The sequence below is a fragment of the Leclercia sp. LSNIH3 genome, from assembly GCF_002935105.1.
GTDB lineage: Bacteria > Pseudomonadota > Gammaproteobacteria > Enterobacterales > Enterobacteriaceae > Enterobacter > Enterobacter adecarboxylatus.
This window is the reverse complement of sequence record NZ_CP026387.1, coordinates 848782-874214: the sequence shown is the minus strand read 5'-3', so window position 1 is coordinate 874214 and position 25433 is coordinate 848782. Positions and strand designations below refer to the sequence as shown.

Annotated in this window: 26 protein-coding genes; 18 read left to right on the top strand and 8 right to left on the bottom strand. The window is 56.2% G+C overall.

From position 1 onward, the window contains the following. Positions 1 to 109: 109 nt before the first annotated feature. Together C3F35_RS04275 and C3F35_RS04270 are read left to right on the top strand one after the other, a co-directional pair. Positions 110 to 802 carry a response regulator transcription factor gene (locus tag C3F35_RS04275; RefSeq protein ID WP_032617280.1) on the top strand — a complete coding sequence of 231 codons (693 nt, stop codon included), beginning with the start codon at positions 110 to 112 and terminating at the stop codon, positions 800 to 802. Beyond that, on the top strand, positions 799 to 2253 hold the full coding sequence (locus C3F35_RS04270) for a sensor histidine kinase (protein WP_103791978.1): 1455 nt from the start codon (positions 799 to 801) through the stop codon (positions 2251 to 2253). Before C3F35_RS04275 ends, C3F35_RS04270 begins: the two co-directional genes overlap by 4 nt. A gap of 85 nt (positions 2254 to 2338) precedes the next feature. On the opposite strand, the gene artJ is transcribed toward C3F35_RS04270, so the two are convergent. The 6 genes from artJ to C3F35_RS04240 form a co-directional block, all read right to left on the bottom strand. Beyond that, complete coding sequence (gene artJ, locus C3F35_RS04265; RefSeq protein ID WP_032617283.1) at positions 2339 to 3070, bottom strand: arginine ABC transporter substrate-binding protein ArtJ; 732 nt, start codon at positions 3068 to 3070, stop codon at positions 2339 to 2341. Between the two features lie 174 nt (positions 3071 to 3244). After that, positions 3245 to 3913, bottom strand: a complete 669-nt coding sequence (gene artM / locus C3F35_RS04260; protein ID WP_032617284.1) for an arginine ABC transporter permease ArtM — start codon at positions 3911 to 3913, stop codon at positions 3245 to 3247. Next, a complete protein-coding gene (artQ, locus tag C3F35_RS04255; protein ID WP_032617286.1) occupies positions 3913 to 4629 on the bottom strand; it encodes an arginine ABC transporter permease ArtQ in 717 nt (238 codons plus the stop codon). The genes artM and artQ overlap by 1 nt, the downstream gene beginning before the upstream one ends. A 6-nt stretch (positions 4630 to 4635) precedes the next feature. Then, positions 4636 to 5367 carry an arginine ABC transporter substrate-binding protein ArtI gene (gene artI / locus C3F35_RS04250; RefSeq protein WP_032617288.1) on the bottom strand — a complete coding sequence of 244 codons (732 nt, stop codon included), beginning with the start codon at positions 5365 to 5367 and terminating at the stop codon, positions 4636 to 4638. A 19-nt stretch (positions 5368 to 5386) separates the two neighbouring features. Next, positions 5387 to 6115, bottom strand: coding sequence for an arginine ABC transporter ATP-binding protein ArtP (gene artP, locus C3F35_RS04245; RefSeq protein ID WP_059308406.1), 729 nt, complete (start codon positions 6113 to 6115; stop codon positions 5387 to 5389). A gap of 238 nt (positions 6116 to 6353) precedes the next feature. Further along, positions 6354 to 6872, bottom strand: a complete 519-nt coding sequence (locus C3F35_RS04240; RefSeq protein ID WP_032617290.1) for a lipoprotein — start codon at positions 6870 to 6872, stop codon at positions 6354 to 6356. 260 nt (positions 6873 to 7132) lie between these two features. Here C3F35_RS04240 and C3F35_RS04230 point away from each other — a divergent pair, with 260 nt between their 5' ends. The 3 genes from C3F35_RS04230 to C3F35_RS04220 all read left to right on the top strand — a co-directional run bounded on the left by C3F35_RS04230 (position 7133) and on the right by C3F35_RS04220 (position 9180). After that, entirely contained in the window at positions 7133 to 7456 is a 324-nt protein-coding gene (locus C3F35_RS04230; RefSeq protein WP_032617291.1) for a heavy metal-binding domain-containing protein, read from the top strand. Beyond that, a complete protein-coding gene (locus C3F35_RS04225) occupies positions 7453 to 8283 on the top strand; it encodes an N-acetylmuramoyl-L-alanine amidase (protein WP_032617292.1) in 831 nt (276 codons plus the stop codon). Before C3F35_RS04230 ends, C3F35_RS04225 begins: the two co-directional genes overlap by 4 nt. 273 nt (positions 8284 to 8556) lie before the next feature. Further along, on the top strand, positions 8557 to 9180 hold the full coding sequence (locus C3F35_RS04220; RefSeq protein WP_103791979.1) for a helix-turn-helix domain-containing protein: 624 nt from the start codon (positions 8557 to 8559) through the stop codon (positions 9178 to 9180). On the opposite strand, the gene C3F35_RS26825 is transcribed toward C3F35_RS04220, so the two are convergent. Further along, a complete protein-coding gene (locus C3F35_RS26825) occupies positions 9174 to 9827 on the bottom strand; it encodes a hypothetical protein (RefSeq protein WP_233211634.1) in 654 nt (217 codons plus the stop codon). The genes C3F35_RS04220 and C3F35_RS26825 overlap by 7 nt on opposite strands. Beyond that, positions 9827 to 11404, bottom strand: a complete 1578-nt coding sequence (locus tag C3F35_RS04210) for an ExeA family protein (RefSeq protein ID WP_103791980.1) — start codon at positions 11402 to 11404, stop codon at positions 9827 to 9829. The genes C3F35_RS26825 and C3F35_RS04210 overlap by 1 nt, the downstream gene beginning before the upstream one ends. 262 nt (positions 11405 to 11666) lie before the next feature. On the opposite strand from C3F35_RS04210, the gene gspC reads away from it, so the two are divergent. The 13 genes from gspC (at position 11667) to C3F35_RS04145 (ending at position 25410) form a co-directional block, all read left to right on the top strand. Further along, complete coding sequence (gspC, locus tag C3F35_RS04205; RefSeq protein ID WP_223263921.1) at positions 11667 to 12440, top strand: type II secretion system protein GspC; 774 nt, start codon at positions 11667 to 11669, stop codon at positions 12438 to 12440. A 13-nt stretch (positions 12441 to 12453) separates the two neighbouring features. Next, positions 12454 to 14361 carry a type II secretion system secretin GspD gene (gene gspD / locus C3F35_RS04200; protein WP_103791981.1) on the top strand — a complete coding sequence of 636 codons (1908 nt, stop codon included), beginning with the start codon at positions 12454 to 12456 and terminating at the stop codon, positions 14359 to 14361. A 14-nt stretch (positions 14362 to 14375) separates the two neighbouring features. Next, complete coding sequence (gene gspE, locus C3F35_RS04195; protein ID WP_032617296.1) at positions 14376 to 15854, top strand: type II secretion system ATPase GspE; 1479 nt, start codon at positions 14376 to 14378, stop codon at positions 15852 to 15854. After that, positions 15854 to 17062 (top strand): type II secretion system inner membrane protein GspF, encoded by a 1209-nt coding sequence (gene gspF, locus C3F35_RS04190; protein ID WP_077227485.1) that lies wholly within the window; start codon positions 15854 to 15856, stop codon positions 17060 to 17062. The genes gspE and gspF overlap by 1 nt, the downstream gene beginning before the upstream one ends. A gap of 2 nt (positions 17063 to 17064) precedes the next feature. Continuing rightward, positions 17065 to 17508, top strand: coding sequence for a type II secretion system major pseudopilin GspG (gspG, locus tag C3F35_RS04185; RefSeq protein WP_032617298.1), 444 nt, complete (start codon positions 17065 to 17067; stop codon positions 17506 to 17508). Beyond that, on the top strand, positions 17508 to 17993 hold the full coding sequence (gene gspH / locus C3F35_RS04180; protein ID WP_032617299.1) for a type II secretion system minor pseudopilin GspH: 486 nt from the start codon (positions 17508 to 17510) through the stop codon (positions 17991 to 17993). The genes gspG and gspH overlap by 1 nt, the downstream gene beginning before the upstream one ends. Next, positions 17986 to 18360, top strand: coding sequence for a type II secretion system minor pseudopilin GspI (gene gspI, locus C3F35_RS04175; RefSeq protein WP_103791982.1), 375 nt, complete (start codon positions 17986 to 17988; stop codon positions 18358 to 18360). Before gspH ends, gspI begins: the two co-directional genes overlap by 8 nt. Continuing rightward, a complete protein-coding gene (gene gspJ / locus C3F35_RS04170) occupies positions 18357 to 19019 on the top strand; it encodes a type II secretion system minor pseudopilin GspJ (RefSeq protein WP_103791983.1) in 663 nt (220 codons plus the stop codon). Before gspI ends, gspJ begins: the two co-directional genes overlap by 4 nt. Then, positions 19016 to 20032 carry a type II secretion system minor pseudopilin GspK gene (gspK, locus tag C3F35_RS04165; RefSeq protein WP_103791984.1) on the top strand — a complete coding sequence of 339 codons (1017 nt, stop codon included), beginning with the start codon at positions 19016 to 19018 and terminating at the stop codon, positions 20030 to 20032. Before gspJ ends, gspK begins: the two co-directional genes overlap by 4 nt. A gap of 15 nt (positions 20033 to 20047) precedes the next feature. Beyond that, a complete protein-coding gene (gspL, locus tag C3F35_RS04160) occupies positions 20048 to 21193 on the top strand; it encodes a type II secretion system protein GspL (RefSeq protein WP_103791985.1) in 1146 nt (381 codons plus the stop codon). Beyond that, on the top strand, positions 21190 to 21675 hold the full coding sequence (gene gspM / locus C3F35_RS04155) for a type II secretion system protein GspM (RefSeq protein WP_077227489.1): 486 nt from the start codon (positions 21190 to 21192) through the stop codon (positions 21673 to 21675). The genes gspL and gspM overlap by 4 nt, the downstream gene beginning before the upstream one ends. Beyond that, positions 21672 to 22469 carry a prepilin peptidase gene (locus C3F35_RS04150; protein WP_103791986.1) on the top strand — a complete coding sequence of 266 codons (798 nt, stop codon included), beginning with the start codon at positions 21672 to 21674 and terminating at the stop codon, positions 22467 to 22469. The genes gspM and C3F35_RS04150 overlap by 4 nt, the downstream gene beginning before the upstream one ends. A 247-nt stretch (positions 22470 to 22716) precedes the next feature. Further along, the gene (locus C3F35_RS04145) at positions 22717 to 25410 is read left to right on the top strand and encodes a glycosyl hydrolase family 18 protein (protein WP_103791987.1); all 2694 of its coding nucleotides are present in this window, start codon (positions 22717 to 22719) and stop codon (positions 25408 to 25410) included. Positions 25411 to 25433: the final 23 nt, after the last annotated feature.

Sequence of the window (25433 nt, the reverse complement as noted above, 5' to 3'; positions counted from 1 at the left end):
GAGAGCGCCGAGGCGAGGGCACCTCCGTACAATGTTAAACAAAATGTGAACGTTTCCCGCCCCGGAAATCGGGTAAGCTTTACCTGTTAAGATTGAATAAGGCTGACCGATGAAGCAGATCCTGCTGGTGGAGGACGATGGCGATATCGCCGCGTTACTGCGCCTCAATTTAGAAGATGAAGGTTATGTGATCACCCACGAGGCAGACGGGGAAAAGGCGCTGCACCTGCTCGGGCAAACCCACTGGGATGCGGTGATCCTCGACCTGATGCTGCCCAACGTTGACGGACTGACCCTCTGCCGGGCGATCCGCCAGCGCGACCACTACCTGCCGGTGATTATCATCAGCGCCCGCAGCAGCGAAACCGAGCGCATTCTGGGCCTTGAAACCGGGGCCGATGATTACCTCGCCAAACCTTTCTCGGTGCAGGAGCTGGTGGCGCGGATCCGGGCGCTGTTCCGCCGTCAGCAGGCGATGGGCCAGCAGACATCCGGGCTTATCACCGCCCACGGCCTGACCATCGACCCGCTGGCCCGCAGCGTCCAGCTGCACGGCGAGGTGGTGGATCTCACGCCGCGTGAGTTCGATTTACTCTACTTTTTCGCCCGTCATCCCGGGGAGGTCTTCTCCCGGCTGGCCCTGCTCGAACAGGTGTGGGGCTACCAGCACGAAGGCTACGAACACACCGTCAACACCCACATCAACCGCCTGCGGGTCAAAATTGAAAAAGATGCCGCCGAGCCGGAGGTGATCCGCACCGTGTGGGGTAAAGGCTACCGGTTTGCCCGGGAGGCAGAATGACGCGCCGCCTGACCCTGCTGTTTATCCTCTTGCTGACGGGCTGTGCGGCGGTGGCCTGCGCGGTGCAGCTCTGGACCAGCATGCAGTACGGTAACGCCATGGTGCAGCGTTTGTCCGGCGGGCTGGCGCAGCACATCGCCCAGCGCGAAACACTGCTGGATGCCCAGGGGCAGGTCGATCGCACCCGGCTCAAGCCGCTGTTCGATCGGCTGATGACCTTTAACCCCAGTGTGGAACTCTACATTCTCTCCCCGGACGGACAGATCCTCGCGGATGCCGCCCCGCCGGGGCATATCAAACGGCAGAAGCTCGCCGTTGCGCCGGTTCAGCAGTTTCTCAGCGGCGGGATGATGCCGGTCTACGGGGACGACCCGCGCACCCTGACGGGCGAGAAGATCTTCAGTGCCGTGCCGCTGCATCAGGACGGCGTACTGCGCGGCTATCTGTATATCATCTTGCAGGGAGAAGAGCTGAACGCACTGGCGGAGCAGGCGTGGCAAAAAACGCTCTGGAGCACCGTGCTCTGGTCGCTGCTGCTGGTGGCCCTTTTCGGTGCGCTGGCGGGGGGGCTGGTCTGGTACTGGGTCACCCGGCCGGTGAAGCAGTTAACCGACGAGGTGAGTGGCCTCGATCGGGAAAGTATGCACGTTATCAAGCAGCTGGCCGCCCAGCCCCCGCAGGCCGCCCCGTCTGACGAGGTTGCCCTGCTGCGTAACACCTTTATCGAGCTGGCGCAGCAGATTGCCAGCCAGTGGGATCAGCTGGCCGACAGCGACCGGCAGCGCCGGGAGTTTATCGCCAATATTTCCCACGATCTGCGCACGCCGCTGACCTCGCTGCTGGGGTATCTGGAAACGCTGTCCCTCAAATCCGGCACGCTTTCGGCGCAGGAGACGCAGCACTATCTCGCTATTGCCCTGCGTCAGGGGCATAAAGTGCGTCATCTGTCCCAGCAGCTGTTTGAGCTGGCGCGTCTTGAGCATGGCAGCATCAAGCCGCAGCGGGAGCGCTTTGCCATCGGGGAGCTGATCTCCGACGTGGCGCAAAAGTTTGACCTGGCGGTGGAGACCCGTCAGCTCCGGCTGCATATCGACGTGCCGCGCCAGTTGCCGATGATCAACGCCGATCTGTCGATGATCGAGCGGGTGGTGACCAACCTGCTGGATAACGCCATTCGTCATACGCCGCCAGGCGGCGAAATTGGGCTGAAGGTGTGGCTGGAGGGGGAGCAATTGCAGGTGGAGGTGAATGACAGCGGGCCGGGCGTCGATGAACATCTCCGGGATCAGCTGTTCATGCGGCCTTCAGCGCTGAGTCAGCAGGCATCGCGGGATAATCGCGGTGGGCTGGGGCTGTTGATTGTCAAAAGGATGCTGGAGCTGCACGGCGGCGGGATCAAGCTGATGGAGGCGGCGCACGGAGCCTGTTTTCGCTTCTTTGTGCCGCTATGAGCCATGCCGGGTAGCGCTGACGCTTACCCGGCATGCAAATCTCAAACCAGCCGGGTAAGACGTAGCCGCCTGCGGGCAAAAAATCTTACTGCGGGAACCACTGGTCGCTGATTTTCTGATACGTGCCGTCTGCTTTAATGGCTTTCAGAGCGCCGTTCAGTTTCTCTACCAGGGCTTTGTTATCCGGGCGTACGGCAATGCCCAGACCGGTGCCGAAGTACTGCGGGTCGGTCACTTTATCCGTTGCGGTGCCCAGCTGTGGGTTGGTTTTCAGCCACTCGTTCACCACCGCCGTGTCGCCAAACACGCCATCGATACGGCCATTTTTCAGGTCGATAATCGCATTCTGGTAGCTGTCGTACGCCACGGTTTTCACTTCCGGGTGCTTATCCTGGAGGTATTTCTGGTGCGTGGTGCCGTTTTCCATGCCAATGCGCTTGCCTTTCAGCTGCTCAAAGGAGGTGTACTGGCCTTTTTTGGCGATCACTACTGCGGAGTTGGCGTAGTACGGGTCAGTAAAGGCAACCTGCTTGCTACGCTCCGGGGTGATATCCATGCCCGAGATCACCGCGTCATATTTTTTGAATTTCAGGGACGGGATCAGGCTGTCAAAGGCGTGGTTAGTAAAGGTGCACTCCGCCTGCATTTGGGTACACAGCGCTTTTGCCAGGTCGATATCAAACCCGACGATCTGGTTGCTGGCATCCAGTGACTCGAACGGTGGATAGGTAGCAGAAACACCGAAGTTGATTTTATCGGCGGCAGAAGCGCCTGCGGCGAAGGTTGCCAGTAAAGCGGCCAGAACTAACTTTTTCATTGTGAAGCTCCCGTCTGTCAATCTTGTCATTATGCGCCGTGTCTGCGGCTGGGAGTTACAATGCCATTTAATGAATTTGTATGCAATAAAAATGATTAACTATTACTTGATTCATAAAAAAAGGCGGGTGGTCGTTAGACTTGCCCGCCTAGAGTAATCACAATGTATGCAGTCTTAGTTGCGGCGTTCGAAGGCCAGCGCTTTACGCTCAACTAAACGCATCAGCAGCGTCAGCAGGCCGTTGACCACCAGGTAGATCAATCCGGCGGCACCAAACACCATCACATCGTAGGTGCGTCCGTACAGCAATTGTCCGTGACCCATCACCTCCATCAGGGTGATGGTGTAAGCCAGCGAGGTACTTTTGAACACCAGCACCACTTCGTTAGAGTACGAAGAGAGGGCGCGCTTGAAGGCGTACGGCAGCAGGATCGCCAGCGTATCTTTCTTGCTCATCCCCAGCGCACCGCACGACTGCCACTGCCCGTCCGGGATGGCGCGAATGGCCCCGTAGAACAGTTGGGTGGTATAGGCGGCGCTGTTCAGCGACAGGGCCAGCAGGGCGCACAGCCACGGCTCGGAGAGCAGATGCCACAGCACCGGATATTCCTGTAGCGTCGGGAACTGGCCCGGGCCGTAGTAAATCAGGAAGATCTGCACCAGCAGCGGTGTGCCGGTAAACAGCGTGATATAGCCGCGGACAATCCACACCAGTACCGGCGTTTTCAGCGTCAGGATGATGGTGAAAATCAACGCCAGCACCAGCGCCACGATAATCGAGGCGACGGTCAACGTCAGGCTGGTGTGCAGCCCTTTCATCAGTTCGGGTAAGTAATCCAGCATCAGCCTGGTCTCCGTTCAAAACGCGTCGCACGCAGGTCAATACGCTTGAGAATGTACTGACTGAGCAACGTGATCACCAGGTAGATGGCCGCCGCCACGATGTACCAGGTAAACGGCTCCTGGGTACGGGTGGCGATGCTTTTGGTTTGCAGCATCAGGTCGTTAACGCTGATTAAGCTCACCAGCGCGGTATCTTTCAGCAGCACCAGCCACTGATTGCCAAGCCCCGGCAGGGCATGACGCCACATCTGCGGCATCACCAGACGGAAGAAGATCGCCGTTTTCGACAGCCCCAGCGCCTGGCCGGACTCCCACTGGCCTACCGGCACCGCTTTCAGTGCGCCGCGCAGAGTCTGCGAAGCATAGGCGGAATAGAGCAGGGAGAGGGCGATCACGCCGCACAGGAACGGGCTGACATCGAAGTTTTCGATCTGCATCTGAATCGGGATCTGCACCACGCCCAGATTGAGCGTAAAGCCGTCCGACAGCATCAGCAGCAGCTGCGAGGAGCCGAAATAGATAAACAGGACCACCAGAATTTCCGGCAGGCCACGAAGAAGGGTCACCAGAGCAGAGCCGGTCCAGGCGACAGGTCGCCACTTAGCCGACTCCCACACGGCAAAGATCATCGCCAGCACCAGGCCGATAATCAGCGCACAAACGGCAAGGCCGACGGTCATCCCGGCGGCGCTTGCTAATGGAAAAATTTCGTTCATCAGATCTTACTTCTGGAACCATTTTTTATAGATGGAATCGTACGTGCCATCTTTCTTCACTTTTTCCAGCGCGGTGTTGAATTTCTGCTGCAGCGCGGTGTTGCCCTGGCGCACAGCAATACCCAGACCGGTGCCGAAGTAATCTTTATCCGTCACTTTATCGCCAACCGCAGCCAGCTTGTCGTTGGCCTTCAGCCATTCGGTGACCACCGCGTTATCGCCAAAGACGGCATCAATACGGCCATTCTGCAGATCCAGACGGGCGTTCTGGTAGCTGTCGTAAGGCACGGTAGTGATTTCCGGGTGCTTATCCATAATGAATTTCTGATGGGTGGTGCCGTTCTGCACGCCCACTTTCTTGCCTTTCAGCGCATCAATAGAGGCATATTTGCCTTTCTGACCGATGAACAGGGCAGAGTTCTCGTAATACGGGGTGCTGAACAGAACCTGCTTTTCACGCTCTGGCGTGATATCCATACCGGCCATGACCGCATCAATACGGCGGAATTTCAGGCTTGGGATGAGGCTGTCAAAAGACTGATTCGAGAAAGTACATGTGGCGTCGATCTCTTTACACAGGGCGTTAGCCAGATCCACATCGAAGCCCACAATCTTGTTGTTCGCATCCATTGATTCAAACGGAGGGTAGGAGGCTTCGGTGGCGAAACGAATGGTTTCGGCAGCGGTGGCAGAGAGGCTAACGCTGGCAAGCAGGGCGGCAATCACTATTTTTTTCATTGTCGTTCTCTCGATTCGATTAGTGAGACAGATAATTTCTGAACGCGTCGGTCTGCGGCTGGGCAAAGCAGCTCGCATCCCCTTGCTCAACAATATGACCGTTTTCCATATAGACAACACGACTGGCGGTTTTACGCGCCACTTCCACTTCGTGCGTCACGATCACCTGAGTAATATTGGTTTCCGCCAGCTCGCGAATAATGCTAACGATCTGGGCAGTGATTTCCGGGTCCAGCGCGGCGGTCGGTTCATCAAACAGCAGCACCGCAGGCTCCATCATCAGCGCGCGGGCAATGGCCACACGCTGCTGCTGACCGCCAGAGAGGTGCAGCGGATAACGATCGCTGTAGGGCTTCAGGCGCAGACGTTCCAGCAGCTTCTCAGCACGCGCCAGCGCCTGCTCTTTGGAGAGGCCAAGCACGCGGCACGGGGCTTCGATCAGGTTCTGCTGCACGGTCAGGTGCGGCCAAAGATTGTATTGCTGAAAGACCATCCCGACGTTCTGACGCAGATCGCGGATCGCTTTTTCAGACGGCGCTTTGGCAAAATTAAAGTGATTACCGGCGATATCCAGCGTACCGGAGCGCGGCATTTCAAGCAGATTGAGGACGCGAAGCAGCGAGCTTTTACCCGCCCCGCTTGGGCCTAACAGCACCAGCGTTTCGCCCTCAGGACAATTCAGTGTGATGTCGAACAGCGCCTGGTGTGCGCCGTAGAAGCAGTTAATGCCGTTTAGTTGAATACTCATCGGGGCAGTCTTTACTCATCCAGGCAATCTATAGCAATTGAGGCCGCAAATAGTACCGTCGGCAGAATAGTTATGCAATATTTCTGCGTTAAAAGTTAAATATAAACCGAATCTATACCTAAACATAGCACAAAATAGCGGAAGGTCTGGGCGGCGAGTATAAATGTCGGCATTCCTCACGAAATGCCAGACATTTTACGGGGTTTTCCCTGCTTGACGGGCGGTTAAGCGTGACTGTTTAACGTTTTTCAATGGACTGGCGCAGGGTGCCTGCCGGGGCGTGGACAGTGCCGCCGAGGTAGCGCACGTCGTCAACTGCCCAGCACTGACCCTCGCGGATCATCAGCACTTCATCCTGCCAGGTCTCGCTGCCCTGCGTCAGTTTCACCCGCAGCGGAATGTTGCGCGCATCGGTATTAGGAATGGTGGATGCGCTGGAGACTTCAGCTTTTTGCGGCGCAATGTTGCGGCTGGAGAAAGGATCGTCTTTCAGCAGGTTTTGATGCTGCGGATCGCGGCTGGCATTACTGAGAAGCATCGCCAGGTCATCGCTCAGATACGGGCGCAGCGCGGTGAAGTCATTGCTGCGGTGCGAAATGCGGTAATCATAGAATTGTTGGGCCACAGCATCCGGGCCGCCAGTAATGCAGCTGCCGCTGCGGGTACCGATATCCTTAAAAGCCGGGGTGACCGGGGTGGTGCAGGCGCTGAGCAGCAGCGCGCAAGGCACTAAAAGCGTCAAAGCAGAATAGCGCATGTTGATTTCCTTATGAGGCTGCAATAATTAACTAACCTTTAAATGATAGCGTAACGAAGAGATAATGGTTTTGTTCTTATACGCTTAGACCCGGCCCATCAGGCTATTTTATTCGCCATTTTGGACCTTGCCAGTGCTCACAATCCTCACGTACTACGTGTACGCTCCGGTTGTTCCGCGCTGTCCGTGTCCAAACTGCCTTCAACAATAAACGCCTGATGGGCCGGGTCCTGCACTTAACGCGCAACAAGGAGACGAAGATGCAATTTTCTACCACCCCCACTCTGGAAGGGCAGCCGATCAGCGAATACTGCGGCGTGGTGACCGGCGAAGCCATTCTCGGCGCCAATATCTTCCGCGACTTTTTTGCCGGTATCCGCGATATCGTCGGCGGCCGCTCTGGCGCGTATGAAAAAGAGCTGCGTAAAGCTCGTGACATCGCCTTTAAAGAACTGGGGGAGCAGGCGAAGGCCCTGGGCGCGGATGCCGTCGTGGGGATCGATATCGACTACGAAACCGTCGGCAAAGACGCCAGCATGTTGATGGTCAGCGTCAGCGGTACGGCAGTGAAAACGCGCCGATGAAGCACGCGCTTGCGCCTCTCCTGCTGGCGCTGCTGCTGGCAGGCTGTGCGACAGAAAAAGGCGTCGTGGATAAAGGTGCCTATGAGTTGGATACCCGACGGCAGGCCCAGGCGGCCTACCCGCGTATCAAGGTGCTGGTGATCCACTATACCGCCGACGACTTTGACAGCTCTCTCGCCACCCTGACCGATAAAAACGTCAGCTCCCACTATTTGATCCCGGCGATCCCGCCGCAGCACAACGGCAAGCCGCGGATCTGGCAGCTGGTGCCGGAGCGCGATCTGGCGTGGCATGCCGGGGTGAGCTACTGGCGCGGCGCCACCCGTATTAATGACACCTCGATTGGGATTGAGCTGGAAAACCGCGGCTGGCAAAAGCGCGGCGATGAGAAACGCTTCGCGCCGTTTGAACCGGCGCAGATTGCCGCCCTGATCCCGCTGGCGAAGGACATTATCCAGCGCTATGACATCAAGCCACAGAACGTGGTGGCCCACGCGGATATCGCGCCTCAGCGCAAAGACGATCCGGGGCCGCTGTTCCCGTGGCAGGCGCTGGCGCAGCAGGGCATTGGTGCCTGGCCCGATCCCGACCGGGTCGCGTTTTATCTGAACGGACAGCCTCCTTATGAGCCTGCGGACAGTGCCACGCTGCTTAATTTACTCTCCCGATACGGTTACGATGTCCCGGATAATATTTCTTTGGCGCAGCAGAAACGTATTATTATGGCGTTTCAGATGCATTTCCGGTCAAAATTATGGAGTGGTGTTTCTGATAGAGAAACAATTGCGATTGCGGAAGCTTTGCTGGAAAAATACGGACAAAAATAACCTTTAAAATCATAGTATCTAACGCACATTTGCGCTGTGCTTAAGATTAATCTTAAGTACATTGGCAATTCATTTTTAGTTAATTGACTTAAAATTACCCACATTTAATATAGACGCATAGCTTGCTAATCAAGTTAGCCAATTAAATATATTAGAGAGTTATTTTTCTCCAGGATATCGTCTTAATTTATTTGACTCGGACCTTCTTTATCATTTGCGACATTATTGTTGCAGGGGTCCCCTTTACTCTAAAAAAATGAAACAGGCATACTAATGTTAAATATTTACTGTAGAAATAGTCGCCCGGAAAAAGCGATAGATGCGATTATCGCTGCCACGGCTGATTATCCTGAAAAAACACTAAAAAAATGGCAGAAAGTCATTACTGCAGATACCAATTATGTTCACATCCTGATCCGCGGTGAAATCGAAATTCGCCGACGTTCCGATGAGCTAAGTATGTTCACCATGCGCCATGCGGGCTTTTTAGGTGTCTCCGCTGTCTATAACCGGGCGTCCCATATGTACGGTATTGCCCGCGATACCAGCATTATTCGCACCATTAAACGAGAGGAATTTGAGCGCATCATCAATGAAAATAATCTTTGGCTCGAATTCAGCCAAATTCTGGTCTGGTATATTGATATTCTGAGTAAGCGGGACGATGTGCTGGTTGCCCGCAGCGCCTACTCCGTGGTGCGCGAATTTCTTCTGGAAATTAATGATCTTATTCTCTACCAGAATCGCGATATTAATGTTTATGACTATATTCAGGAATACACCAACCTGGCGCGTAGCACCATTATAAAAATTCTCTCCGACCTGAAAAAAGGTCAGTACATTGTGGTGGAAAAAGGTAAATTGATAAACATCAGCAGCCTACCGGAACGTTACTGAACATCCTTCTCCGAATCTCCATGGGTTAACGCCGATGGAGATTTTTTTATTCCCTGCACAGATATTTTTTCAGTTTTAAACGCCGCCGTCTGATTTATTACGCTTTCGCCATTCAGAGCGCTGGCTTGTGTCTCATCAACCGGGTCCTGCGGTATTTTTCCCTGCGAATAATCCTGCTGTTGTTCTTTAAGCGCTTCCATAAGCCGTTCCTTTAATGAGAGTGAGCCGGTTTCCGGCGGAACGTCATGCGAGTCGGATAAAGGGCTGGCGGAACTGTCACTGTCCGGGGCTTGCTGCCAGTCAGGCTCGCTGTCCATCATCAACGGATCCCCCGGCGGCGGCAAAGGCGCGCTGTATTCCGGGTGACTGACTTTTGGTGTCGGGAAGGGTTTCGACACGTAAACATAATGCATATCGGAAAGCTGGGTGTCAGGCTGCGCGACGCTCACCGGTTTTGGCGCAGGGGCCGGGTGACGCAGATTCCAGTAAATATGGGCATACAGGCCCGCGGCCAGCAGCGCAAACAGGCAACATAAGCTTGCCAGCGTTCTGACCAGTATTTTATTCAGTGAGGGGAGACGGTAAGAGAACCAGACCGCCTCACCGGTCTGGAAGCTGCGCTGCGCAGCCAGGCAAATCGTGGACATTAGCGTGCTTTTCCTTGCGCCAGGGTTTGCGGCGTGGTCTTTGAAACCGGCGTCAATATGGCAGGGGTGGTGTTATTGAAACGCATCAACTGCATCAGGGTATCTTCACCCGGTATACCATCGACATTTAACTGCGCGACAGACTGGAATTCGCGGGTCCGCTTCTCCAGCTCATGCGTCCAGGCTTGCGTATGCGTGTCTGGCTCATGCAACGCCTGGCTGAGCTGCGTATCGAACCAGGCCAGATCCTGGCCGCTGCTGGTGGCGTTGATCTCATCTTTCCCGGCCGGGGTCAGACGGTGCAGTAAGGTGTAGTTCCCGGTGGCATGGGCAGTGAACCAGCTTCGCTTCACCTGCCAGGTGCGATTATTCATCAGCAGATCGAGGGAGTTCGCTCCCACCCGTGCTACCACGGCATAGTTCAGGTGATCCCCGGTTTTCAGTTCGCTTATCCACGGATAGCCCTCTTTTTCCAGCGTCGGCAGCGGGGCGTTACCCTGCTTACACGCAAGATTCACCCGGGCGGCATTCTGGCAGAGCGCCTCCTCGGCGGAAGGATCGTACCCCCACATGGTATAGAGCTGATGCATGGCGTCCGGCGCGTTCACCACCTCTTTCTCGATCGCCGGCTGGACCGGCGCTTTCAGGGCAGGGCGCGGTTGCGTCCAGCTTGCGGGGATGGGCGGCTGCACTGGCAATGTTGCGGTTATGGCGGGAGAGAAGTACCAGCCGCAGGCGGCAAACAGCACGCTGGCGAACAGGCCGACCGTCGCCAGCGTTTTGCCGTGGGTTTTACGCGGCAGCACTTCGCCTGCCGCCAGACGTAAATGGCGTGGCCCCACCACTGCGGCGCGCTCCGTCCAGGCCGCCAGCATCGACAGGTGCGCCAGTTTGTTCAGTTTGCTCACCGACCCTTTGGTCAGGGCGTGCATCCGGCGTACACGGGCCGGGGTAAAGGGGGATGCCCCGGCACCACACGCCTCCGCCTGCGCCGTAACATAGCTCAGGGTCTCATGGCAGGTCAGCGGGCGTAGGGTATGGCGGGTATGGACCCGGGACGCCAGACCGGAGTGATTCATCAGGCGAGCTTCCTGATCGGGAGTGCCGGTCAGCACCAGCGTCAGCGACAGATTGCACTCCTGCGCGCGGGACAGCAGCATGCCCAGAGTTTCCCAGCAATTATCCCGCATCGACTGGGTGGCGGTGATAGCCAGCACCAGGCCGTTTTTTTTGCAGGAAGGGTATTTTTCATGCCATTGGCGCAGCACTGCATCAATGGCATGAATTCTGTTATTGGCATCTTTTGCGTTGGCGCTGAGTTTATACAGCAGGGCTTTGGCGTTGAGTTTCGGAAACGCGTTGATGGCAACCCCGGCAGGTGACTTTGCCAGCACCTGGCCGGTGAAGGTGGCCAGCAGATCTTCGTCATCGCTGAAGAGCGCGGCAATGCCAGGTACGGTCGATTTCTCCGCCAGCATGCCGAAGACATCCTGGTGGTAAGCGGCAAAGAAGCTCCCGCAGGGGCGGACCGCACTCCTGAAAGGGTGGCGGGTAAATTTATAATGACTCAGATACATGACACTTCACCGTTGTATTTCATTAACCGATTTTCAGGCTGAAAAGTAAGGGAAGGCGCGTGTCGCAGCAATTTTTATACAGGAGAAAAATAACCTGTTGTTAGCGCTTAACATTGCTTTTTTTCAGGGTCAATATTTTTCTTCATTAAAGTTAACGGCAAACCCGATGGAGCGGGCCGGGCGTCATTATTATTATTTCCGGGTTTTTAAGGTGCAGCGCCTGGCTGCTAATTCCTGCATTTGCGACAAGGTCAGTTAAAAAATGAAAATGCAGCTTTATTCCCGATTGATTGCGCCCTGCGTGATGTTTGTCCTGCTGATATTTAGCGGTCATCAGGGATATGTCGTATTTAAAGAGTACAGAAAGGCGGCCGATCCCCTTCCGGGTCATTCACCGGCGAGCCCGCGTCCGCGCCCGGAGGAGCAGACTTTCGCGCTGTTCCAGCCTGCGGTTAAACAGCCTGCGCTTCAGCAGGCAGCGCAAAAGACGATTTCAGCGGAGGTCGACGGGATTATCAGCAGCGACGAAGCGTGGCTCTCGTTCGCGGTGATCAAAACCCCGGTTGGCCAGCAGAGTTACCGCGAAGGCGAGTATCTGCCGGGCTACAACGATGCGTGGATCGAAGAGATCAACAGCGACAATGTGGTGGTGAATTACCAGGGAGAGCGGCAGGTGCTGGCGTTAAAACGCCCCGATTATATTAAAGGCGATGTGAATGCGTCGCCGGTGCCAAAACCGAAAAACGATGCGGGTGCCGATAATATTCATCTCAATGATTACCTTGTCCTGAAGCCTTATGTCGAAAAGGGCCAACTGGAAGGCTATCAAATAAAACCTAAAAATTCGTCCTCCTTTTTTAGCCATAGCGGGCTGAAAAAAGGGGATGTGGTAGTGAAAGTAAATGCCGTCGATATGACGCGAGCGGAGCAGGCGAAAAATATTATCGCCAGCTGGTCAAAAATGAGAGAAGCGGAAGTCGTAGTACGACGCCACGCTCACCTTGAAAATATTCGGGTTAATGTTTTCAACAATTAACAAGTGTAATGTTATGAAGAAATTTCCCTGGGCGTGTGTCGCGCTGACAGCAGCGTCTTTGATGTCTAATTCCGTGATGGCGGCAAATTTTAGCGCCAGTTTCAAGAACACCGATATTCGCGAATTTATTGATACGGTAAGCCGCAATCTGAATAAAACAATTCTTGTCGATCCTTCCGTTCAGGGAAATGTATCGGTTAAGACCTATAACGTGCTGACGGAAGATGAATATTATCAGTTCTTCCTTAGCGTGCTGGATCTGTACGGTCTGTCGGTGATCCCGATGGATAACGGTATGGTGAAAGTTGTGCGTTCAACGGTCGCACGTACCGCGGGTGCGCCGCTGGCTGACAGCCAGCATCCCGGCAAGGGCGATGAGATCATCACCCGTGTCGTGCGGATGGAAAACGTGCCGGTCCGCGAACTGGCCCCGCTGCTGCGCCAGCTGAACGACGCCACCGGTATTGGCAACGTGGTCCATTTTGAACCTTCCAACGTGCTGCTGCTGACCGGAAAAGCCTCGGTGGTTAACCGCCTGGTGGACCTGGTGCAGCGCGTCGATCGTTCCGGGATGCAGCGCCGGGAGATCGTGCCGCTGCGCTACGCCTCTGCCAAAGAGCTGTCTGACATGTTGAATAATCTCAACAATGAAGAGCAGAAGGGGCAAAACGCGCCGCAGCTGGCCACCAAAGTGGTTGCCGATGACGAAACCAACAGCCTGATCATCAGCGGCACGGAAGACGCCCGCGCGCGCACCCGGTCGCTGGTGGGGCAGCTCGATCGCGAACAGAACAATGAAGGCAATACCCGCGTCTTCTACCTGAAATATGCCAATGCCAGCAAAGTCGTCCCGGTGTTAACCGGTATCGGCGAGCAAATGAAGGATAAATCGGGTGCGGCGAAAGGGAAAACAACCTCCGCCGGCAACGATCTGAATATAACCGCTGACGAGGCCACCAACTCGCTGGTGATCACCGCCCAGCCAAACGTGATGAACTCGCTGGAAAAGGTCATCGACAAACTGGATATCCGCCGTCCACAGGTGCTGGTGGAGGCAATCATTGCTGAAGTGCAGGACGGAAGCGGTCTTGACCTCGGCGTGCAGTGGACCGGTAAACACGGCGGGGTGCAGTTTGGCTCCACCGGCCTGCCGATCAGCCAGATCAAGAACGGGACCATGAAAGGCACCAGCTTTACCGGCCTGGCAACGGGCTTCTTTAACGGTGATTTCGGCGCGCTGATGACCGCGCTCTCTACCGACGGCAAAAACGACATTCTGTCGACCCCGAGCGTGGTGACCCTGGATAATAAAGAGGCCTCGTTTAACGTCGGCCAGGATGTGCCGGTGCTGGCGGGTTCTCAGACCACCAGCGGCGATAATGTCTTTAACTCGGTGGAGCGCAAAACGGTCGGTACGAAGCTGAAAATTGTTCCGCAGATCAACGACGGTGACATCATTCATCTGAAGATTGAGCAGGAAGTCTCCAGCGTGGATGCCAGTTCAACGGATGATGCCAGCCTCGGCCCGACCTTTAACACCCGTACCATCAATAACGAAGTGATGGTGCACAGTGGGCAGACAGTAGTCCTCGGCGGATTGATGGAGAACGTCACCAGGCAGAACGTTTCGAAAGTGCCGCTGCTGGGGGATCTTCCGCTGGTGGGGCAACTGTTCCGCTACACCTCCCAGGACACCTCGAAACGTAACCTGATGGTCTTTATTCATACCACCGTTCTGCGTGACGACGATACCTACAGCGCGTCTTCGAAGGAAAAATATGACCAGATCCGGGCGCGGCAGCAGCAGCGCCTGGAGGAGAAAAAGCTCGGCGTTATCGAACCTGAGAGCAATGCCGTGCTGCCCGCTTACCCGACTGCGGCCAGTACAAAACCGGTCAATCGCAATCCGTTTAAAGAGTAAGGGCGAGGCGCAACATGGATGGACTGAGTCATGAGTTATGCACCAGCAACTACGCCAAAACCCACGGGATCCTCTGTTATCAGGATCAGGTCTGGGTGCGTGATGACGCCCCGGCGTTTGCCCTGCTGGAAGTACGCCGGGTGCTGGGGCGATCCTTCACCCCAACGATCCTCACGGCCGAAGCCTTTGACGAGATGCTGGCCAAAATCTGGCAGCAGAACAGCGGCGTTTCCCAGCAGTTAGTGGATGACATGGACGCCGACATCGATTTGATGGCGTTAACGGAGGAGATCCCCGACAACGAGGATCTGCTGGATAACGACGAAAACTCGCCGGTGATCCGCCTGATTAACGCCATTCTGGGCGAAGCGGTGAAAGAGGGCGCCTCGGATATTCATATCGAAACCTTCGAGCGCACGCTGAGCATTCGCTTTCGCGTCGATGGCGTGCTGCGCCCGGTACTGCAACCGGCGCGGAAGCTTGCGCCGCTGCTGGTGTCGCGTATCAAGGTCATGTCGAAGCTCGATATCGCCGAAAAACGCCTGCCGCAGGATGGCCGTATCTCGCTGCGCATCGGTCGTAAAGCCATCGACGTGCGTGTTTCCACCATACCGTCGCAGTACGGCGAGCGCGTGGTCATGCGTCTGTTGGATAAGAGCAACCTCAAGCCGGATATCAACAAGCTGGGGCTGATAGACGAAGAGTTACAGCAGTTGAAAGGGCTGATTGGTCGCCCGCACGGCATTATTCTCGTTACCGGGCCGACAGGCTCCGGGAAAAGCACCACCTTGTACGCCATTCTTTCAGCGCTGAACGGCCACGAACGCAACATTCTCACCGTTGAAGATCCGATTGAATACGAGCTGGAAGGGGTAGGACAGACGCAGGTCAATCCGCGCGTGGATATGACGTTCGCCCGCGGGCTGCGCGCCATTCTGCGTCAGGACCCGGACGTGGTGATGATCGGTGAAATTCGTGACGGCGAAACCGCGCAAATTGCGGTGCAGGCGTCACTGACCGGTCACCTGGTGATGTCCACCTTGCACACCAACAGCGCGGCAGGGGCGATTACCCGTCTGCGCGATATGGGGCTGGAGTCGTTTTTAATCGGATCATCGTTGCTCGGTGTCATTGCCCAGCGTCTGGTGCGACGGCTGTGTACCCACTGCCGAACCACCAGTCCGCTGGACGACAATGAAAAAGCCCTGTTCAGCTTTATGGATACGCCGCCGAAAGCGATCTATCGCGCAGTGGGCTGCGAGCACTGTCGCCAGAGCGGGTATCAGGGGCGAGCGGGGATCCATGAATTCCTGGTGGTCGACAGTACGATGCGCCGGGCTATTCATGAAGACAAAGACGAAATGTCCATTGAGACCGAGCTGTTCCGTCAGGCTTACAGCCTGCGCGAAAACGGCCTGCTGAAGGTGATCTCTGGCGTCACCTCGCTGGAAGAGGTGATGCGCGTCACCGCCGAGCGCGGGGGAGATGAATAATGGCGTGGTATGCATGGACGGCTACCAATGCGGCGGGCAAAACCCAGCGCGGCACCTTACAGGCCGAGGGGCCAAAGCAGGTGCGTCAGGCGTTGCGCGATCAAAAGCTGATCCCGGTGAGCATTACCGTCACCCGCGAGCAGGCCGCCAGCGGTGGCGCGCAGAAGGGGGTAAAGCTCTCCACCCCCGTGCTGTCGATGTTTACCCGCCAGCTTGCAACCCTGGTTAACGCCGCGCTGCCGCTGGAAAGCGCCCTGAAGGCGATCGCCAAGCAATCGGAAGATAAAAAACTGGCGGCGATGGTGACGGATATCCGCGACAAGGTGGTGGAAGGGCATACCCTGTTCGACGCCTTCAGCCAGTTTCCGCGCACCTTTGACAAGCTCTACTGCACGCTGGTGATGGCCGGGGAAAAGACCGGGCACCTCGGCGATGTGCTGGAAAAGCTGGCCGAATACAACGAACAGCGCCAGAAGATGAAAAGCAAGCTCACCCAGGCGATGGTTTACCCCATCACCCTGACGGTGGTGGCCGTGGCGGTGATCTGCATTCTGCTGGTGGCGGTTGTGCCCCAGGTGATTGAGCAGTTTACCCATATGAAACAACAGCTGCCGATCACCACCCGGACGCTGATTGCAGTGAGTGATTTCCTGCAGGCGTACGGCATCTATATCGGTGGCGGGTTGGCGACCGCCTTTATCGGCTTTAAAAGCTGGCTGAAAAAAAACAGTCATCGTTATCTCTGGCACCGCTGGCTGGTAAACGCCTCGCCCATTAAAAAGCTGGTGTGCGCCATCAACAGCGCGCGCTATATCCGTACCCTGAGCATTCTGCAAGCCAGTAGCGTGCCGTTGCTGGAGGGGATGTATATCGCCATGGACGGGATCGAAAACCTTCATGCCCGCCAGGTGCTGGAGCAGGCAGCGGACACCGTGCGTCAGGGGGCCTCGTTATATGCCGCGCTGGAGCAGGCGAAATTATTCCCGCCCACCATGCTGTATATGATCGCCTCCGGTGAAGAGAGTGGCGAATTAGGCAATCTGATGGATCGGGCGGCAGAAAACCAGGAATCCGCATTACAGCATCGAATTACATTAACGCTGTCGGTATTTGAACCGGCGCTGGTGGTCTCCATGGCGACCATTGTTCTGTTTATTGTGATGTCAATATTACAACCGCTTCTGCAACTTAATAACATGGTAGGTTAATTATGGCGATGAAACGAAAAAACCTGGCGCGCCAGGCGGGCTTTACTTTGCTCGAATTAATGGTGGTCATTGTTATTCTCGGCGTGCTGGCCAGTATGGTGGTGCCGAATTTAATGGGTAATAAAGAGAAGGCCGATACCCAGAAAGCCACCAGCGATATTGTGGCGCTGGAAGGTTCGCTGGATATGTACAAGCTGGATAACCACCGCTATCCCACCACGGAACAGGGCCTGCAGGCGCTGGTCACCAAACCGGAAATCGCGCCAATCCCGAACGGCTATCGTGCCGACGGTTATATCCGCCGTCTGCCGCAGGATCCGTGGGGTAGCGATTATATTCTGGTCAGCCCTGGTGAACATGGCGCCATTGATGTCTTTTCCGCAGGCCCGGACGGGGAAGCCAATACCGCAGACGATATTACTAACTGGTCATTCGATAAAAAATAATGAACAGGCAACGCGGCTTTACTTTGCTGGAAATTATCCTGGCGTTAGTCATATTTGCCAGTTGCGCCATGATGGTGGTCTCGACAATACCCTCCCGCAGTGGCGCGGATATATTTGGCCAGCAATTAAAAGCCCTTGTGGATTATGGTTCTGATCGTGCCGTCATGGACGGAAATATTGTTGGCCTGGTGATCACCCCGGATAACTATCAGCTGGTGACGCTGGCGGTTAAAAACGGCCAGCGTCGCTGGGTGCCTCTGTCTGAAAGACGTATCACGACCCAAGGGCATTTCCCTGAAGAGATGCACGTGTCGCTCTCCCCCCAGCGTCTGGCCGCTACGCCCGACGCTGAGCCGCAGATTGTCTTTTTGCCGGACGGGGAGATCAGCCGTTTCACGTTGACATTGCAGAGCTTCGATAAACAGCACCATTTCCGCGTGGTGTCGCAGGGCGCGGCACCGGTAACGGTAGAAAACGATGGCTAAGGCAAAGCAACAAGGCATGACGCTGCTGGAGGTGATGGTGGCGCTGGTGATCTTCTCCACCGCCGCGCTGGCGCTCATGAACTCCATCTCCCTGAACGTGGGCTTCACCCACGGGCTTGCCGATACCCTGCAGGCCAGTTGGGTCGCAGAGAATCAGCTGGCAGAAGCGCAACTGACCGGAAGCGATTTCCCTGATGCTCAGCAGCAGGGCACCGAAATCATGGGCGGGCGCAGCTGGAACTGGCGTATGCAGCGGGTTAAGGCTGCTGACAACAGCCTGGTGGATGAGATCCAGGTCTATGCCGAAGGGGATGAGAGCCAGCCGGTAGTGGCGCTCAGGATCCTGCCGCCAGGGGAGAAAAAGTGAAAAAAATTCAGCACCAGCGCGGGTTTACGCTGCTGGAGATCATGATTGCGCTCACTATTTTTGCCGTGATCAGCACCCTCGCCTGGCAAATCCTGGATGGCGCGATGCGCACCAGTAACGCGACGGATCGTAATGCGGCAAAGCTCAACCAGATCCAGCGCGCCTGGAGCCTGCTGGAGCGTGATTTTTTCCAGCTGCAGGCCCGGGCGCCGCGCAACGACGGCAGGGTTTTTGTCCAGCAGGGTAATGCCCTTGAACTGACCACCCTTAATGGCATGAGCGGCCAGGTGCAGCTCGAACGCGTCCGCTGGCGCGTTGACGATCACCGCCTGTGGCGCGATGTGTGGCCGGCGATAGACAGCCCGGCGGGCGTCAAACCGGAAGAAGTGCCGATTGTCGCTGAGGTGAAGTCAGCCGAGTGGCGGTTTTACAGCGGGTCATGGCAAAAGCGCTGGAGTGAGAGCGACCACCAGCCTGACGGCGTGGAACTGACGCTGACGATGGAGAATGGCGAGACCTGGCGCTGGGTGTTTACGACCCCAGGCGATATGCCGCAGCCGCAGATCGTCGCAAAAGCCGAAGGCGAGAAGCCCGAGGCCGCGCCATCCGCACCCGCGCCGGAGCAGGCGGCAGCGCCTGCGACGGGAGGCCAGCCATGAGCCGCGTTACCCTGCGACAGCAGCGAGGCGTCGCCCTGTTAGTGGTGCTCATCCTGCTGGTGATGATGTCAGCCCTGGCGGCCAAAATTAGCCAGCAGTTCTGCCGCAATTTACAGAAAACCCACTATCAGGTGAGTCAGCAGCAGCTGCGCTGGGCCATTCAGCGTCAGGAGCAGGTGGTGAAAATGCGGTTGCAGACCGCCGCCATCGGCGAAAACAGCGTCCTGACGCTGGAGGGCGAATGGCATGAACCCCTTGAGACACAGGGGGAGTATTACACGGTGGTGAGCCAGGTTGAGGATGCCGAAGACTGCTTTAACGTCAATAACCTGCTCACAGAAGAGAAGGCGGCACAGGGGCAGGAGCCGTCGGCTATCCCGGAAAAACCGCGTAAACGGCGCACCGTCGAGCAACTGCTGGTTAAGGGCGGTCTGGATCACGCCACGGCGGAACAGGTCTATGACCAGCTGGTGGATTATCTTGATGGCGACAGCACCACGGCGAAAGAAGCGCAGGAGAGTGATGCCTGGGCGGGCGTTCAGCCCGCGCGTCTTCCGGCCAACCAGATGATGCGCAACATTGGCGAAATTAAGCTGCTGCCCGCGTTCCCGGCGGCGGCCTACGCGAAAGTCAGTACCTTGCTGTGTGCCTTGCCGGATGCCAACAGCAAAATTGACGTCAACACCCTGAAGCCCGAACAGGCAACCCTGCTGGCGGCGCTGTTTCCGGGGAAACTGACGGAGGATGACGCAGCACGCCTGCTCGCGGCGCGCCCCGAAGCAGGGTGGGAGAGTGTTGAGGCGTTCAGCAAAGCGCTGGAGCAAAACTTCCCGCAGCTGAAAGACGATTTAACGCAGGTGGCTGCGCAGGTTGCCGTCAGCAGTCGTTATTTCCGGGTCAACTACACCGGCAACACCGACGATTTAACGCTTCATGTAGTCAGCCAGCTTCAGATGAATACCGAAGCGGGTGAGATCCTGACGTGGCAGCGTCGTTACCGAATGATTGAATAACAAAAGCCGATACCGATGAAAAAAAGACTCTTTATTCGTCCCGATAGCCGCGAGGACGGGAATATTGCGTGGTGCGAATCCGCCAGCCAGCAGGTGCAGACGCTCAGCGGCATGGCGGCGCTGAATACGCTTGCGTCACACCCCCTGGCTGCCCACGTCTGTCTGTTGTTGCCCGCCAGCGAGATGATCTTCCGTCACTTTTCACTGCCGAAGAAAGGCCCTGGCACCCAGGCGACGGCCTTCTCCTGGCTGGCGGAAGAGACGCTGATTGGCGACGTCGATGCGCTTCACTGGACGGTGTTGAATAAAAAAGGGCGGGAAGTGGACGCCGTCGCCATTGATGCCCAGCGCTTACGTCACTGGATCGCACTCTTCCAGCAGGCCGGGCTAAAGGTGGTGCAGGCGCTGCCTGACGCCTGGCTGCTGCCGGTGGCTGAGGGGGGGCGCACGCTGGTCTCGCTGGGGGAGAACTACTGGCTGCGTTGCTCCAACGCAGGTGCGTGTGAAACCGATGCCTCGCTCCTGCCGCTGCTGATGCAGAAGACCGGCGAAGGAGAGGTGTGTTGCTACGGCGAAGCGCCAGACGGAGTGAAGGTGGATGAAACCTTACCCTGGCAGCATCCTTTGCAACTGATTCAGCCCCAATGGCAGGCCTGCCGGGCTAACGTCTTGCACGGTGATTTTGATCCCCGCGGTGGGCAGGGGGGCACGACAAAAAGCCTGAAAGGCGTGATGGTCGCGCTGGGGATCCTCAGCCTGGGGCTGCTGCTGGGGCCGAGGCTGGCCATGGCCTGGATGCTGGTGCAGCAGGAAAACCAGCTGCAAGAGGAGAATGCCACGGTGTATCAGTACCATTTCCCCAGCCTGCGGCAGCAAACGAACATCAAATACCATTTTGGTCAGAACCTTAAGAAGGTGAAGAAAGGCGTCTTCCTGCAACTGGACGATCTGAATAAAGCGAAGCAATCGGTGCCGGGAATGGAAATTAATTTGCTGGAGTACGACAGCGCGCAAAACGCGTGGACGCTCAGCGCCGTGGCAGAACAGAGCGAATCACTACAGACATTTATCAGACAGGCGAATACGGATTTTGATCTTTCTCTCCAGCCGGTTTCCACGGTTGCGCCTTATACCGCCATGATCACAGGGAAGCACAAATGAAACAGCGAGTCGCGCAACTCAAAGCGCGTTATCAGCAATACAGCGTTCGCGAAAAGCGATTAATTACTCTCTGTGGCACAGCCTTTTGCTGCGCCCTGGTCTATTACGCAGGCGTGGTGCCGCTGGACAATATGATAAAAAACAGCCAGGCCACGCTGAAGCGTCAGACTGAAACCCTGGCCTGGATGCGCAGCGAAATCGATAAAAATCATCTGCAGGTCCAGCAACTGAAAACCAATAATCCGCGCAGCGTGGTGGAAAACAGCGCGCGGGAAATTAAGCTGCCGCTGAATGATGTTCGACAGGAGGGGCAGACGTTATCTTTTATTGTGCCGCGCGTGAATATTTATGAGCTGAAGAACTGGCTGCGTGAAATCAATACTGCCTCAGGGATCCGGCTGGATAAAATGAAGCTCACGCCGGTGGACCATCTGAGTGACGTTAAGGCGGAGATCCAGCTCAGCTGGACGAAGATGGCATGACCAGCCTGGCGCTGCTGCGGGAGAGCAGCCCGGCGCTGTTTTGCACGATGAGCGCCATACTGGGGGCCATTATCGGCAGCTTTCTCGGCGTGGTGGCAGAGCGGGTTCCGCAGATGATGCTTGGAGAGGATTCACGGATCAATCTCCTGTTCCCGGCCTCCCACTGCCCGGCGTGCCAGCATCAATTGTGCTGGTGGGAAAACATTCCGCTGGTCAGTTGGCTGGCGCTGCGCGGCCAATGCCACCAGTGCGGCAGCGCAATCCCGCTGCGGTTGTGGCTGCTCGAAGCCTTTACCGCCCTGTTTTTTGCCGCCACGGCCTGGTGTCTACCCACCGTGTCGGCGCTCTTTTCCCTCTGGCTGATGGCGGCCTTTTTGCTGCCGTTGGCCATCATTGACGGGCGCTATCAGCTGCTACCGGACTGCCTGACGCAACCCCTGCTGTGGGCCGGGCTGCTAGTTCACACCTTCAGCCATACGCTGGCGCTGAGCGATGCCATTATCGGCGCGGTGGCGGGGTATCTGTCGCTCTGGCTGTTGTACTGGGCGTTTCGTCTGGCAACGGGAAAAGAGGGGCTTGGCTACGGCGATTTTAAACTGCTGGCGGCGCTGGGAGCCTGGTGCGGCTGGCTGGCGTTACCGACAATAATATTGCTGGCCTCGTTAATGGGCATTACGGGTTATTTCTTTTTTATTAGTTCGACGAATAAATCACCGCAGATTCCTTTTGGTCCCGCTATTGCTTTAGCCGGTGTAATGACCTTTATTAGCCATATTTATGCGCTCGCTCTGTAAATAATCTGTCAATTATTTTTTGAAATTTTTTCGGCAGGGGAATTGAGTGAGTATGGCTTCTTTTACGAATACCATTCGATTTACAAACCGCATGGATTATTAATCTTACTGTTGAGATTAACAGAAAATCTTAAAAGCATATTAAGTGGCAATGTATTTTAATCTTTTTTGCGCGCCATGCTGGTTTTATTCATGTTTATGGAAGACATGTTCTTTAAGTTCACAAATTAGTTATCGGGAATTGAAAATGAAATTTATGAAGCCAAAATATCTGGCACTTTTTGTGGCGGCGGCCGTCAGCCCTGTATTTGCAGCCGTCCCAGGCGTACCGTCGCTTACCAACGGTAATGACAAATTTGCGATCGTTGAAGTTAACCAGGCCGCGCAGGATTATAACAACCTGGTCAAAGTTCACGATGGCGCTGACGTCAAAGTCGAGTGGAACATGTGGAGCGGCGATGCGCCAATGTCAGCAAAAGTGCTGCTGGATGGCAAAGAGGTCTGGTCCGGCGCGGGCAGCGCAGCAGGCTCTGCCACCTTTAAAGTGATGAAAGGCGGCCGTTACCAGGAGCAGGTCCAGCTGTGTAATGACAGCGGCTGTAGCACCAGCGCCAGCAAGCTGATCATTGTGGCGGATACCGATGGCAGCCACCTGCTGCCGCTGACCACCACCCTGCAAGAGAACAACAAAGCCTTTGCGAAGCACACCGACAAAGTGGTGGCGGCCTATTTCCCTGAGTGGGGCGTCTATGACCGTAACTTCACCGTAGATAAAATCCCGGTGGCCAACCTGAACCACATCCTGTACGGCTTCATTCCAATCTGTGGCGGTGATGGCATCAACGACAGCGCAAAAGCGTCCGGCGCGCTGGAATCTCTGAAACGTGCCTGCGCAGGTCGCGAGGATTACACCGTAGCCATTCATGACCCGTGGGCTGCCCTGCAAAAACCACAGCAAGGCGTGACCGGCTGGGATGAGCCGTACAAAGGCAACTACGGCCAGCTGATGGCGATGAAAAAAGCCAACCCGAATCTGAAAATCCTGCCTTCCGTCGGCGGCTGGACCCTGTCCGATCCATTCTTCCAGATGGATAACAAAGTGTTGCGCGACCGTTTCGTCGGCTCCGTGAAAGAGTTCCTGAAAACCTGGAAAGTGTTTGACGGTGTGGATATCGACTGGGAATTCCCGGGCGGCGGCGGTGAGAATGCCAAACTGGGCAATCCGCAAACCGATAAAGCTACCTACACCGCGCTGATGCACGATCTCCGTGCGATGCTGAATGAGCTGTCAGCGGAAACCGGCCGCACTTATGAGCTGACCACCGCGATTGGCGCGGGTAAAGATAAGATCGAGGACGTGGATTACACCAACGCTCAGCAGTATATCGACCATATCTTCCTGATGAGCTACGACTACTACGGCGCATGGAGCAACACCGAGCTGGGTCACCAGACGGCGCTGTATGGCTCCTCCTGGAATCCTGCGACTAACTACACCACCGACAACGCGGTGAAAGCGATGCTGGATCAGCACGTACAGCCGGGCAAAATCGTGGTCGGTGCGGCGATGTATGGCCGCGGCTGGACGGGTGTGCATGGTTATAACGGTGACAATCCGTTCACCGGCACAGCGACCGGGCCAATTGCAGGTACCTGGGAAGCGGGGATCGTTGACTATCGCGTCATCGCTAACCAGATGAAAGGCAAGCCAGGCTGGGAGTACAAATATGACGCCGCGGCTGAAGCACCTTACCTCTTTAACAAATCCACCGGCGAACTGCTGAGCTATGACGACGCCCGTTCTGTTGCCGCGAAAGGCAAGTATGTCCTGGACAAAAACCTCGGCGGCCTGTTCGCGTGGTCCGTTGAGTCCGATAACGGCGACATCCTGAATGCCATGAACGAAAGCCTGTTGGGCAGCGGTTCTTCCTCTGACCAGCCTGTTGTCACCAACCGTGCCCCAGTGGCAACCGCAGTGGATCAGGCCGTCACCGGCCCGGTTACCGTGACGCTGGATGGCTCTGCCTCTTCCGACCCGGATGGCGATGCGCTGACCTACAAGTGGACCCAGACCGCAGGTGCAACGGTGGCTATCGCCAACAGCACCTCCGCGAAAGCATCCTTTAGCGCCCCAGCGGTAACTGCTAACCAGACGCTGGCTTTCCGCCTGACCGTGACCGATGCAAAAGGTCTGAGCAGCACGGCGGATGTCCAGGTGCTGAACAAAGCGCCAAAAGCGAACCAGGCACCGGTGGTTAACCCAATGGAAGCCATCAGCCTGGAAGCGGGCCAGACGCAGTCTCTGCATGTTCAGGCCACCGACCCGGATGGCGATGCGCTGACCTACAGCTGGAGCGTACCGGCAGATATGAATGCCTCCGGTACTGATACCGCGAACGTGCGTATCACCGCACCGGAAGTGTCTTCAGAAGAGCATTACACCCTGAGCGCCATGGTGAGCGATGGCAAGACCAGCGTGCAGTCCAACGTGCAGGTCACTGTGGCGCCAAAAGCCGCTGCGCCAGCTGACGACGTGACCCCGCCTGCTGACGACGTCACGCCACCGGCTGATGAAGTGACACCGCCGTCTGATGAGGGCAGCGCGAGCAGCAGCTGCGATAACCCTGTCGATGCCAATGCCAGCAAATACGCTGCCTGGAACGCCAGCGCGGTGTACAACAATGGCGATATCGTCAGCTTCGACCACCTGGTCTGGAAAGCGAAATACTGGACTCAGGGCAACCAGCCTGGCTTCGCTTCCGAATCCTGGGATCTGGTCAGCAAGGTGAAATTCGGCTGGAAAGCGGATGTGGTTTACAACGGTGGCGATACCACAACCTATGAAGGTTCCGAGTACCGTGCAAAATGGTGGACCCGTGGTGACAACCCGGCCCACAGCGATGTCTGGGTGAAAGAGGGTGCAGCATCAGACTGCAAATAATCTTCTTCGTCTGAGACCGCGGG